The 12455-nt window shown below is 42.1% G+C and carries 11 protein-coding genes and 1 pseudogene; 9 read left to right on the top strand and 3 right to left on the bottom strand.

Translation table 11 applies throughout. From position 1 onward, the window contains the following. The first annotated feature begins 110 nt into the window (after positions 1 to 110). Positions 111 to 482 (top strand): hypothetical protein, encoded by a 372-nt coding sequence (locus tag NWP21_RS10020; RefSeq protein ID WP_280792583.1) that lies wholly within the window; start codon positions 111 to 113, stop codon positions 480 to 482. Between the two features lie 266 nt (positions 483 to 748). On the opposite strand, the gene trpB is transcribed toward NWP21_RS10020, so the two are convergent. Continuing rightward, on the bottom strand, positions 749 to 1990 hold the full coding sequence (gene trpB / locus NWP21_RS10015; RefSeq protein WP_271730816.1) for a tryptophan synthase subunit beta: 1242 nt from the start codon (positions 1988 to 1990) through the stop codon (positions 749 to 751). A gap of 243 nt (positions 1991 to 2233) precedes the next feature. Between trpB and NWP21_RS10010 the strand changes: the two genes are divergently transcribed. The 4 genes and pseudogenes from NWP21_RS10010 (at position 2234) to clpB (ending at position 6651) form a co-directional block, all read left to right on the top strand. Beyond that, positions 2234 to 2575, top strand: coding sequence for a translation initiation factor (locus tag NWP21_RS10010; protein ID WP_280792582.1), 342 nt, complete (start codon positions 2234 to 2236; stop codon positions 2573 to 2575). Between the two features lie 72 nt (positions 2576 to 2647). After that, positions 2648 to 2806 (top strand): annotated as a pseudogene (locus NWP21_RS10005) (YqaE/Pmp3 family membrane protein). A gap of 178 nt (positions 2807 to 2984) precedes the next feature. Continuing rightward, complete coding sequence (locus NWP21_RS10000) at positions 2985 to 3827, top strand: tetratricopeptide repeat protein (RefSeq protein ID WP_280792581.1); 843 nt, start codon at positions 2985 to 2987, stop codon at positions 3825 to 3827. A gap of 205 nt (positions 3828 to 4032) precedes the next feature. Next, the gene (gene clpB, locus NWP21_RS09995) at positions 4033 to 6651 is read left to right on the top strand and encodes an ATP-dependent chaperone ClpB (RefSeq protein WP_280792580.1); all 2619 of its coding nucleotides are present in this window, start codon (positions 4033 to 4035) and stop codon (positions 6649 to 6651) included. A gap of 243 nt (positions 6652 to 6894) precedes the next feature. Here the strand turns inward: clpB and NWP21_RS09990 are convergent, their stop codons facing one another. Further along, positions 6895 to 7446, bottom strand: a complete 552-nt coding sequence (locus NWP21_RS09990) for an SRPBCC family protein (protein ID WP_280792579.1) — start codon at positions 7444 to 7446, stop codon at positions 6895 to 6897. A 253-nt stretch (positions 7447 to 7699) separates the two neighbouring features. Here NWP21_RS09990 and NWP21_RS09985 point away from each other — a divergent pair, with 253 nt between their 5' ends. Genes NWP21_RS09985 through NWP21_RS09975 form a run of 3 tightly spaced genes read left to right on the top strand, consistent with a single transcriptional unit; the run spans position 7700 to position 9416 of the window. Then, positions 7700 to 7894: a hypothetical protein gene (locus NWP21_RS09985; protein WP_271731187.1), complete on the top strand. Its 195-nt coding sequence runs from the start codon at positions 7700 to 7702 to the stop codon at positions 7892 to 7894. Positions 7895 to 7920: 26 nt separating this feature from the next. Further along, positions 7921 to 8085, top strand: coding sequence for a rubredoxin (rd, locus tag NWP21_RS09980; RefSeq protein WP_271731188.1), 165 nt, complete (start codon positions 7921 to 7923; stop codon positions 8083 to 8085). Positions 8086 to 8138: 53 nt separating this feature from the next. Beyond that, a complete protein-coding gene (locus NWP21_RS09975; RefSeq protein WP_271731209.1) occupies positions 8139 to 9416 on the top strand; it encodes an NAD(P)/FAD-dependent oxidoreductase in 1278 nt (425 codons plus the stop codon). Between the two features lie 57 nt (positions 9417 to 9473). Here NWP21_RS09975 and crtL read toward each other — a convergent pair whose 3' ends face one another. Next, positions 9474 to 10760 carry a lycopene beta cyclase gene (gene crtL, locus NWP21_RS09970; protein ID WP_280792578.1) on the bottom strand — a complete coding sequence of 429 codons (1287 nt, stop codon included), beginning with the start codon at positions 10758 to 10760 and terminating at the stop codon, positions 9474 to 9476. Positions 10761 to 11279: 519 nt separating this feature from the next. On the opposite strand from crtL, the gene NWP21_RS09965 reads away from it, so the two are divergent. Further along, on the top strand, positions 11280 to 12323 hold the full coding sequence (locus NWP21_RS09965; protein ID WP_280792577.1) for an AraC family transcriptional regulator: 1044 nt from the start codon (positions 11280 to 11282) through the stop codon (positions 12321 to 12323). Positions 12324 to 12455: the final 132 nt, after the last annotated feature.

Raw genomic sequence — 12455 nt, 5'->3', positions numbered from 1 at the left:
CAAAAATAAGGTGTAGATGTCTAGATTGCATTGTGCTGTCGAGGGTTTAGTAATTTCTCTCATTCTCCCATACCCATTACTAGACGACCCTTATTTATCAATGCACTATTTTGTTATTCTGTCAATGCGTAAGTCCTATAGCAGTTCCTTTAGAAGAAAATAGTCTAAAACACACAGTTCAAAGAGGGCTAGAATATAAATACAATTTTTCCTGTACTGAACAATATAATCACCCGTTTATTGTTACTAATTTTATAGTTTGTTGGGATATGTATATTCCAGTAAATCAGGAGCGAATTGAGGATGCATATGATTATTTTGGTTCTGTATCTTTAACGGAAGAATTAGAAGATATTGGTTATGAAATTGTTGATATTCAAAGTAAAACAGGTGAAATTCACGATGGCAATATTAAAGTAATTAGTTTAAAAAACTTAATAGATAAAACTTTTGATTGTGAATGGATTACACCACCGAAATAAGTATTTTAATGATATTAAAATCACAGCTATGATATGAAATAAAATAGCGATAACATCACCCTGAAACCAAATGTGTAACACTGTGAACCATTTATCAAAGAGACAAGTATCATGATATCAGTTATTCTTGATAACCTTGTTGATGTTTATCCCATAATAGATGAGGGAAAAATAAACAAGGTGGGCAAGATGCCCACCCCACAATAGTTTACCCCACAAGAGTTTGGTAAGATTTTGGTGATGAAGAATAATGTCAGATATCAGGGTTATTCTGGCATTAAAAACTTGGCGACAGTTTGCACATCCTTATCACCACGTCCAGAACAATTAAGGACAATACGGGGACTACCACTCAGTTGAGGACAGAGGGTTTCTAAATAGGCGATCGCATGGGCGGTTTCCAAAGCGGGTATAATGCCCTCCAATCGAGATAAACGCTGGAAAGCTGCCAAAGCCTCCCCATCGGTGACGCTGTAATATTCCGCTCGTCCCATATCCTTCAAATAACTATGTTCAGGTCCCACCCCCGGATAATCTAAACCTGCACTAATAGAGTGGGCCTCAATAATTTGTCCCTCTTCATCTTGCAACAGATAGCTCATTGCCCCGTGCAATACACCAATCTGTCCTTTTGTCAAGGTAGCAGCGTGTTTTTGTGTATTCACACCTTCGCCGGCGGCTTCTACGCCAATTAAGCGAATAGAAGGCTCATTGACAAACTCGTGAAATAATCCCATAGCGTTGGAACCACCACCTACACAAGCAATGAGAATCTCTGGTAAACCCCCCCACTTTTCCACAGCTTGGGCGCGGGTTTCTTGACCAATCACAGCGTGAAAATCCCGGACCATCATCGGGTAAGGATGGGGTCCAGCTACGGAACCCAAAATATAATGGGTTGTTTCCACATTGGTCACCCAATCGCGGATCGCCTCAGAAGTCGCATCCTTGAGGGTTCCCGTTCCCGCTTCCACCGGACGCACTTGGGCCCCCATCAAGCGCATTCTAAACACATTCAACGCTTGGCGTTCCATATCATGAACGCCCATGTAAATCACACATTCCAGGCCAAACCGAGCGCAAACTGTAGCTGTAGCTACCCCATGCTGTCCTGCGCCGGTTTCCGCAATAATTCTTTGCTTACCCATGCGCTTGGCTAACAATACTTGACCCAGAGCATTATTAATTTTATGAGCGCCAGTGTGATTTAAATCTTCACGTTTTAAGTAAATTTGTGGACCTGTACCATCTGGGCGGGCATAATGAGCCGTGAGGCGTTCCGCAAAATACAACGGTGTAGCGCGTCCCACATAGTCTTTTAATAAATGTTGTAATTCCTCTTGAAAACTGGGGTGATGGCGGTATTGCTGATAAGCTAATTCTAATTCAGCTAAGGCCGGCATCAGTGTTTCCGGGACGTACTTACCGCCAAAGCGTCCAAAGCGTCCTTGGATATCGGGAACCTGAGCATTAAATTGGGAATTTGGAGAGAGGGGTGTGGTAGTCACGGAAAATTTTAGATCACAGGATGAATGTAATTATTTTAAAACGATTTCCCAATTCTCAGTCGTCTAGATCCTCGGAATCTTTTACCTACTGCTGGGAGGAAACTAGAAAAATGCAGTTGTGCGGTTAGCTTTCATCCCTTGGCGAAAGTTACCATAGTGATAGGGTAGCCTGAGTCAGAAAAGGTAACTGCGCTACTGTATATTACTTGCCAGATGAGATGTTTTTTCTGAATCACAAAATTTATGTCCTCTTCTAAATCTTCTGACAATCGCTTTGTCTACCGTGAATTTGGTGATGATCACTCTGCTGCTACACAAAGGGCGATTCCGGAATTACCACCCCAGCAACAAAACCTGAAGATACAGGCTTCCCGCAAGGGACGCAAGGGGAAAACTGTGACAGTGATTAGTGGTTTTCAAACCAAACCCGAAGTTTTAGCTGCTTTAGTTAAGCAGTTGAAAACTCAATGCGGTACAGGTGGGACGGTCAAGGACCATGAAATTGAAATTCAGGGCGACCATAAACAGAAGATTTTAGAGATTATGACTACATTAGGTTACAAAGCCAAAATTAGCGGCGGCTGATGAGTGTGGTTTATTTTGTACATAGTGTTTAAATTACAAAGCAGGTGCTTCTAATCTGCTCAGGAGGTTATCATGGATTTAATTCGGATTTTATGTGCTATTTTTCTTCCCCCTCTGGGAGTGTTTTTATAGGTGGGTTTCGGTATAGATTTTTGGATTAATATCTTGTTGACCTGTTTGGGTTATATTCCTGGAATCGTGCACGCAGTTTGGGTAATTGCTAGGAAATAAAGGTTTGGGGGGATGGGTTTGTGAGCCTATCCTCCCTATTGGGGTAAAAATCCAGGATGTGATTGTTTACAGAACGCGATCGCTTTTTGTTGTCACTCTCTTTTTTTTATGTGTTTCTTGGAAGTAGGTAATTCCATGTGCTGTTATGATATACACAATTAATAATTGGCACTGACAGATGGTAGTTAAAATCAACAATACCCAACCCAAGTTACTCAGAATAATACCAAGCACAGTATTAGGGATATCGATAATCTTAGCACAGCCCCAGGTAGTGGGTGCAGTGTGCAATACAAGCCAATGTGCTGCAACCAACTCTGGGAAGTGGAAACAGGGAAAGCAGTTACAAACGCGTAATTATTTTTTTGAAGGTATAGAGAAGCTCGAACAACGAGAATACCAAGGAGCGATCGCTGATTTTTCCGAGGTGATCAAGATTGATCCTGAGTTTTTTCAAGCCTACGTCATGCGAGGAATTGCTCGTGGTCTATTAGAAGACTATCAAGGGGCGATCGCTGATTTTAATCAAGCTATCAAGATTAATCCTAACGATGCTGATACCTATTATCTCCGAGGATTTGCCCGTAGTGGCTTAGAAGACTATCAAGGGGCAATAGCCGATTATACCCAAGCTATCAAGATTAATCCTAACAATGCTGATATCTACTATAATCGAGGGATTGCCCGTAGTAGATTAGAAGACTATAAAGGGGCAATATCTGATTATACCCAAGCTATCAAGATTAATCCTAACGATGAGGACACTTACTACCTCCGGGGATTTGCACGTGCTCAATTAGAAGACTATGGACAAGCGATCGCTGATTTGAATCAAGCTATCAAAATTAACCCTAGCTACGCCAAAGCCTACCTGGCGCGAGGAATTTCCCGTCTTGGTTTGGGAAATAAGCAAGGTGCAGTAGCTGACCTTCAGCAAGCTGCAAAGCTGTTTGAGCAAGAGGGACAACAAGAACCCTATCAACTGACCTTAGAGTTGATTAGGGATATTCAGTCCCTTTGAAATCTCATGTAGGTTATACTCGGTTCTTCCTAAGAAGATTTGTAAATTCAGGAGCAGGGGAACGGAAATACCACTCACAGAAGACGTGAACACCGATCTCGCTGATCAGGGGTGCTGCTTACAATATGGATTAAGAATAGAAATTTTCAGTCGGTGCAGCCTGAAGGTATTTATCCTTGGCGGTTCTTTATTATTGCAAAAGCCTATGCAACCCACTAATCCTAACCAATTTACCGAAAAAGCTTGGGAAGCGATCGCCCATACCCCAGATATTGCTAAACAACATCAGCAACAGCAGCTCGAAAGCGAACACCTGATGAAAGCCTTGCTAGAACAAGATGGTTTAGCTAGCAGCATATTAACTAAAGCGGGTGTTGATTTGCAAAGAATCCGCGATCGCACTGACCAATTTCTCCAACGCCAACCAAAAGTATCTGGTAGCAGTACATCTGTATTTCTGGGTCGCAGTTTAGATACACTATTAGATAGAGCAGATAAATATCGTCAAGATTTCCAAGACGAATATATTTCTATTGAACATTTATTACTGGCTTACGCCAAAGATGACCGCTTTGGTAAAGCTTTATGCCAAGAATTTGGTTTAGACGAAGGTAAACTCAAAAAAATTATTAAGCAAATTCGTGGGAGTCAAAAAGTGACCGACCAAAATCCAGAAGGAAAATATCAATCACTGGAAAAATACGGACGTGATCTGACAGAAGCAGCACGTAAAGGTCAACTAGACCCAGTTATTGGCCGGGATGATGAAATTCGCCGCACCGTGCAGATTCTATCGCGACGTACTAAAAATAATCCCGTGCTGATTGGTGAACCAGGTGTTGGTAAAACCGCCATCGCTGAAGGACTCGCCCAAAGAATTATTGCTGGTGATGTCCCCCAGTCCCTGAAAGACAGGAAATTAATCGCCCTAGATATGGGTGCTTTAATCGCCGGGGCTAAATTCCGGGGGGAATTTGAAGAACGACTCAAAGCAGTATTAAAAGAAGTTACAGAATCCGGCGGTAATATAGTCTTATTTATTGATGAAATTCATACCGTCGTCGGTGCTGGTGCTACCCAAGGCGCTATGGATGCGGGGAACTTGTTAAAACCCATGTTGGCCAGGGGTGAATTGCGTTGTATTGGGGCGACCACCTTAGATGAATATCGTAAATATATTGAAAAAGACGCGGCTTTAGAACGACGCTTCCAGCAAGTATATGTAGATCAGCCCAGTGTAGAAGATACAATTTCTATATTGCGGGGGTTGAAAGAGCGCTATGAAGTCCACCACGGGGTAAAAATATCCGACAGTTCTTTAGTTGCAGCCGCTACATTGTCTAGTCGGTACATTAGCGATCGCTTCCTCCCAGATAAAGCCATTGACTTGGTAGACGAAGCTGCGGCACGGTTAAAAATGGAAATTACCTCTAAACCAGAGGAACTAGACGAAATTGACCGTAAGATTTTGCAATTGGAAATGGAGAAGCTGTCTTTGCAAAAAGAAACAGATGCAGCTTCTAGAGAACGTTTAGAAAGAATTGAAAAAGAACTAGCGGATCTCAAAGAAGAACAAAGAACCCTGACTGCTCAATGGCAATCGGAAAAAGATATTATCAACAAAATTCAGTCAATTAAAGAAGAAATTGACCGAGTTAATTTAGAAGTACAGCAAGCAGAGAGAAATTATGACCTGAATCGTGCTGCAGAGTTGAAATATGGGAAGTTAACAGATTTACATCGCCAATTAGAAGCCGCAGAAGGGGAATTAGCCAACGCCCAAAAAACTGGTAAATCCCTATTGCGTGAAGAAGTCACAGAAGCTGACATTGCGGAAATTATTTCTAAGTGGACAGGAATCCCCATCAGCAAGTTAGTAGAATCAGAAAAGGAAAAACTTCTGCATTTAGAAGATGAACTACACCGCCGCGTCGTGGGACAAGCTGAAGCGGTTACAGCTGTAGCCGATGCTATCCAAAGATCCCGCGCGGGACTAGCTGACCCCAATCGTCCCACAGCTAGCTTTATTTTCCTCGGTCCGACTGGTGTCGGTAAAACTGAGTTAGCCAAAGCCCTGGCGGCCTATATGTTCGACACACAAGAGGCTTTAGTGCGCATTGATATGTCTGAATATATGGAGAAACACACGGTTTCCCGGTTAATTGGTGCGCCTCCTGGATATGTGGGTTATGAAGAGGGGGGACAGTTAACCGAAGCTATTCGCCGTCGTCCCTATGCTGTGATTTTGTTCGACGAAATCGAAAAAGCACACCCGGACGTATTTAATATTTTCCTGCAAATCCTCGATGATGGTCGTGTCACCGATTCCCAAGGTCATACTGTGGACTTTAAGAATGCGATTATTATCATGACCAGTAATATCGGTTCACAGTATATTCTCGATGTGGCTGGGGAGGCTACACAGTATGATGAAATGCGCCGCCGAGTTATGGAAGCTATGCGCAATAGTTTCCGCCCAGAGTTCCTCAATCGTATTGATGAAATGATTATCTTCCACGGTTTGGAGAAAAAGGAACTGCGCCAGATTGTGCTAATACAACTAGAAAGATTAAGGGGAAGATTAAGCGATCGCAAGATATCCCTGAGACTCTCCGATGCAGCCCTTGACTTTTTGGCAGAAGTAGGGTATGATCCTGTGTATGGTGCGCGCCCACTCAAGCGAGCCATTCAAAGAGAGTTAGAAACTCAAATTGCTAAGGCTATCTTACGGGGTGAATTCAACGACTGCGACACTATTTTTGTGGATGTACAAAATGAGCGTCTTTCCTTCAGTCGTTTACCTGTAGAAGTGTTTACCAGTTAAGAAAAATAAGCATCAGTAGGGGACAAGGACTAAGTCCCCTATTTAACGCTAAATTCTATCTGGGTCAGGTATAGAGCCTTTTTCAGGCTCATGAAGTACACACCAATTCCCTATTCCCTATTCCCTGTTCCCTGTTCCCTGTTCCCTCAAACTAAAAAAAATGTACCTCACGAGCATGGGAAATGCTATAGTAATAGCGGGAAAAGTGCCCGCATTACCAGAGTTTCACCTTTGTAGTTATGCCTACTGACATAAAACTTGTCGCATATTACGCATATTTGCCGGTAACTCAAAATTCATGGCTTGTTGAATCAAAACAGAGGGGATGGGAATATTAGGGGTAGCTTGTACTCGGTATGCTAACAAAGTGCCATGACTCAAATCTTTTAGTTCTAAAGTGGCGGTGAAGTCGGCAAAACTCCCTCTTTCCATGCGGAATTGAATTTGTTCCCCTAGCAGTTCTACGACATGAAGATAAATTTCTACTTCGGCTGTGAGAAATAAAAATTTCTTTTGTGCAGATTGATACAGTCGCTTCACTTGATCTTGTGACAAAACTTGACTTTTGATAATATCAGGAAAATATTCCACCCAACGACGGTAATCAGTTAATTGCTGCCATACATGCGATCGCAATAGTGGTAAATACATCCAAGCTGTAACCGCACCACCCCAAGCTGTATGGGGTAAGGTTTGCAAGAAAATTTCACCCTGCATCAGTGACAATTGCTTGTCTTGAGTCCAAGGGATATTCAAACCTGTAATCATCGAGTTGGAGATATGAGATGCAGACATACTAATTTCAGTTACTCCTCAACTTCTCTACCTGTGAGTGATGAAACACACAAACCATTCCATAGTATCTAGTCGAACCAATTAAATTCTAGTTCCACTGTTTTGCTGCCTCAACCAATCTTTTAACCGAAATCATACTGAATATATCCGCAAAAAACGTACTTCTTATCACTTTTTATCAAAACTATAAGTAAAATACATGGGATGTCAAGTAGAGTATATTGTGATTAACTGGATTTGAGAGGGAAACTGGGTGAATCAATCTTCCTTAAATCGGACATTAACCCAAATTTTCGGGATTCTTCTGGGTATAGCACTAGCCATGTGGGTAGTTAGAGGTTTTGGTATGCTGACATTTATTCCCGGTGGTGTCATTGGACTGTTGTTACTAGGGGCGATTACCATAGGGATGATTAGCTATGTACAAAAAACCTGGTGGCGGTTGTAGTCTCAATATATGACAGAGTAAAAACTATGGCAAAGTATGTATGTACGGTGTGTGGCTACGAATATGACCCAGAAATCGGCGATCCTGATAGCGGTGTAGCTCCCGGAACGCCCTTTGAGGAATTGGCTGAGGATTGGGTTTGTCCTGTGTGTGGAGTCACAAAAGATTTTTTTGAACCGCTAGAACTGTAACAATAACCGCTGGTTCCTAGATGTATATATTATAGAAGTTTTTAGCCTTGAATATTCAAAGACCAACTTTAAATATTGTAGTGATTGGAGGTGGAGCGGCAGGATTTTTTGGTGCGATCGCTTGTGCTCAAATGAATCCTGATGCCCAAGTTACCTTAATCGAAGCTAGTCGTCAACCACTGGCGAAAGTGTTGATTTCTGGTGGAGGACGCTGTAATGTCACCCATGCTTGCTTTGAACCAGCCAGATTAGTACAAAATTACCCCAGAGGTGGTAAGGCTTTACGGGGTGCTTTTAGCCGCTTTCAAGCTGAAGATACAGTAGCTTGGTTTGAAAACCACGGTGTGCGGTTAAAAACAGAAGCTGATGGGCGGATGTTTCCCATCACAGATAATTCTGAAACAATTGTGGAATGTTTGATTAAAACTGCTGCGTCAGCTGGGGTACAATTACGCATCGGTACACCAGTAGTTGATGTCAAAAAACTTCCCCAAGCACCAGGGTTTGAAATTATCCTCAAGTCTGGACTGAGCCAAAAATGCGATCGCCTGCTTTTGGCAACAGGAAGTAACCCTATGGGTTATAAAATTGCTAGGGAGTTGGGTCATAACATTGAACCCCCTGTACCTTCTTTATTTACCTTTAATATTCCCGAACCCAAACTGAGGTTATTGGCTGGGGTGAGTGTGAACCCCGTACAATTACGTTTATCTGGGACAGGAAAACCACCACTAGAACAAACTGGGCCATTATTAATCACCCACTGGGGTATGAGTGGCCCTGCTGTGCTGAAACTTTCGGCCTGGGGTGCCCGATTTCTGCACGAAAACCGCTATCAAGCTAAATTATTGGTGAATTGGCTACCGGATTTCAATCAAGAACAAGTGCAGCAAAAAATCTTAGCAGTTAAGACACAATGGGGACAAAAAGCCATGGTCTTACATCGTGGGGTTGACCTACCGCACCGCCTCTGGCAATATCTTATTGACCGGGTCGGGATAACGACAGAAGACCGTTGGGCTGAACTATCCAATAAAAAATTAAATCAGCTAATTCAAGAACTGACCCAGGGAGAGTATTTAATTACAGGTAAAGGAGTGTTTAAAGAGGAATTTGTTACCTGTGGTGGTGTTAATCTCAAGGAAGTTAATTTTAAGACTATGGAGAGTAAGTTAATTCCCGGTCTTTATTTTGCCGGAGAAATTCTAGATATTGATGGAATCACGGGCGGGTTTAACTTCCAAAGTGCTTGGACAACAGGATATTTAGCTGGTAAGTCCATGGGAAGTGAACTAACTGACGGTGGCTATCAAAACATAGTGGGAGCGTGAGAACCCCTACGCTTGAGCGAGGGGATGAAACGCGACTCAACAGGATTTATACCTAACCTATTTACTCCTGCTATCGGGTTTGTTTTCTGGGTCAACATTGACTTGAGGATGCCAAACTTCCCACAACAAAGCGCGATCGCTCCAAGCAGAGCGCATTAAATTCCAGCGCACCTCGTTAGTAGTTCGACCAAACAGATTGAGCATGGTTTGCAGCATTTCTGGAATAGACAGGGTATTTGCTAAAAAACCGCTCCACTGGGGTAAGGATAACTGGAAAAATGAAGCAAAGAAAGCTTGTAGCGTCCCCTCGTCAAACCGCATTAAGTTTTCTAAACCGAACCGGTACAAGGCGTGTTTACGGATTTCCTCGGTTGACCATAGGGTTTGCCATCCTGTGGCTGCAATCTCCCCAGGAGACCCATTCGGATGATTCAAAGCCTGGGCGATCGCTGCTGCTACCCCGGGGGCTCGTCGAATCAAAGCCCCTACCATATAACCAGATGCGGGATGTACCATGCTAGCTGCGCCACCAAAGCCCATGACGGATTGATTGATCAACGGTAAGGGTAAATTCATCGGGAACAAACAGTATTCAATGTGATGGATGTGATTTACCTGCACACCTCGAAAGGCTAAACGTTGATACAACCGCTTTTTCAATACCTCAAAGGAAACTGCGGGACTGTTTGCTAGGGAGGTTTCTTCTACAAAAAATACACCGCCTCCTAAATCCATGGCGTAGAGAAATGTGGGGGGTTCTTCTTGTCTTTGCGCCGGTGATAGATGATCGCTGCGGTAGTCCATTAAAACAAACTGTTGGGCATCAATGGGTGGTGAGGAAAAAGTGCCAACGATGCCGTAAGCTGCTTGATAGGCAATGCGATCGCTTTGGGGTCTTTTTAACAGCGCGGGTTTGTGACCACTGACATCAATAACCACTCTGGCGGCTACCTTTGCTCCTTGGGTCGTAGTGACGCACGAATGGCTTGGTAAATGCTCAATGCTGGTAGCAGTACCCTGATGCCATACCATTTTACCCTGCTCGCACTGTTTTAAGAAGTGTGACTGTAGCTTGACATTATCAAATAAACCGTACTCACGCTGAAGGGATATTTTTTGATCAAGGGTGTAGGTGACACAGTTTTGCCAACGATGGCTGAGAAGATGGGTCATCTTCATTGGTTCTAATTCATTGCACCAGATACCGTATGTGTTTGACCACTCTACTGGGGGGGGTGTGGTTGCTAAACCTGCAACCCTCAGACCTTGATTACATAGGGCGGCGGCGATCGCCAATCCTCCCGGTCCAGAACCAATCACTAAAGCATCAAATACCAAGCTCATACCTATACCCTAAAATGCACTACTACACTGCATTTTAGGGGATTGCTTAGTTCCAGTTTGACTCTTGTGTCCCTCACCCCTATGGTGTGGAAGTCTAGATACTGTTATTTATTTATATAGCCTCATCATTACCCCAGAGGATGACCCGGAAATCACAAGCAGAGTGGGTCAAAACATTCTGGTTCTAATTTGTGGGTGAATTGAAGACTATGTAAAGATACAATCCTCGTACCCCGCTCCCTATCCCCACCCTGATACGAAGTAACCCGTGCAGATAGCATGATTTAACAGAAATTCTGTATATTAAATTACAGTTTACCAGTATAAGAATATATTATTCTAATCCAATTAGTGCTATTATTTCTCAATAAGATGCTAATTGCTGTATTTAGGCTGTTTTTAATCATAAGTAGTACTCAAATTGACTATGCATCTATTAATTGTGCTTGGGGATGAGAATTTTTCCCCAACATCATAGTCAAGAATAGGCAAAAACTGAAAACTTATCCCTCATATATTATGACAATTACAATTTCACAACAAGCTTTTTGGGATTTATTTGTAGAAATACCAGAAGCACAAAGAAAGTGCGACGGACTATCTACTATCCTCGGTGAACAGTGGGAAATGTTTGATAGTATTTTGCAATTCCCTTCAGAACTAGGTACAGGATTTTATGGAGAAATAGAATTGCGGGAAGGTTTGTCCTTAGCAATTACAGAAACTCAATTATATGATGATATAATTTTGCATCTTCCAGATAGACAACATCCTTTAGAATACAGTTTTTATATTTCCAGTCATCGCCAAAATCACCATTGTTCTGTTCACGACGGAAAAAACACATTATGGGGTAGCGGGCTTGCGCCTAAAGAAAAATTTTCATCATTTAAATCACAAAACCAAATTGAGATTAATGTACATATTGAACCGGAAATATTTTACCTATTCATAGCAAGAGAACAGGACATACTCCCACCAGAATTAACTCATTTAGTCAGAAAACCTGATGAAACATATTATTCTCGTTCTAGTATTACAACTCCAGCAATGCAAGTAGGAATAGAGCAAATTTTAAATTGCCCCTATCACGGACTAATGAAAAGAATGTATTTAGAGAGTAAAGTTTTAGAATTGATGGTATTGTTGGTAGAACAAGACGTAGCAGCACATCCAGCTAAACATAACAGCTTTACAATCAAACCAGAAGATGTAGAACGCATTCACTCTGCTAAAGAGATTTTATTAAAAAATTTAGATAATCCCCCCTCTTTAATGGAATTATCCCGACAAGTGGGGTTAAATGACTGTACCCTTAAACGTGGCTTTCGTTTGGTATTTGGTACAACTGTCTTTGGCTATTTACATCATTACCGACTAGAACAAGCCAGAAAATTGTTAGTAGCAGGAGAAACAAGTATTTCTAAAGCTGCGCGTAGCGTTGGTTTTGCTAGTCGTAGCTACTTCGCTACTGCTTTTAGGAAAAAATTTGGTATCAACCCTAAAGAATTTTTATTAGCTAATTCACGTTCATCTCTGGAAATTAATGAATTGATAGGGTAATTACAGGAAAATTAAAAATTTTGATATAAATACAATTCTCACCTGATTAAATCACTTAAAAAGCAAAAATTCCGTCTAGCGTTCAAAAAATTCCGTCTACCGTTCACAACATTTATCCACATCCGATTAATT

The organism is Anabaenopsis sp. FSS-46, from assembly GCF_029891665.1.
In the GTDB taxonomy this organism is placed as follows: domain Bacteria; phylum Cyanobacteriota; class Cyanobacteriia; order Cyanobacteriales; family Nostocaceae; genus Anabaenopsis; species Anabaenopsis arnoldii.
Note: the sequence above shows the minus strand (reverse complement) of the source record. Positions and strands in the feature narration are given on the sequence as shown.

Coding starts and splice junctions, on each gene's coding strand:
- NWP21_RS10010 (WP_280792582.1), top strand. CDS start 2,234: ATGTCCTCTTCTAAATCTTCTGACAATCGCTTTGTCTACCGTGAATTT.
- NWP21_RS10000 (WP_280792581.1), top strand. CDS start 2,985: ATGGTAGTTAAAATCAACAATACCCAACCCAAGTTACTCAGAATAATA.
- clpB (WP_280792580.1), top strand. CDS start 4,033: ATGCAACCCACTAATCCTAACCAATTTACCGAAAAAGCTTGGGAAGCG.
- NWP21_RS09990 (WP_280792579.1), bottom strand. CDS start 7,446: ATGTCTGCATCTCATATCTCCAACTCGATGATTACAGGTTTGAATATC.
- rd (WP_271731188.1), top strand. CDS start 7,921: ATGGCAAAGTATGTATGTACGGTGTGTGGCTACGAATATGACCCAGAA.
- crtL (WP_280792578.1), bottom strand. CDS start 10,760: ATGAGCTTGGTATTTGATGCTTTAGTGATTGGTTCTGGACCGGGAGGA.
- NWP21_RS09965 (WP_280792577.1), top strand. CDS start 11,280: ATGACAATTACAATTTCACAACAAGCTTTTTGGGATTTATTTGTAGAA.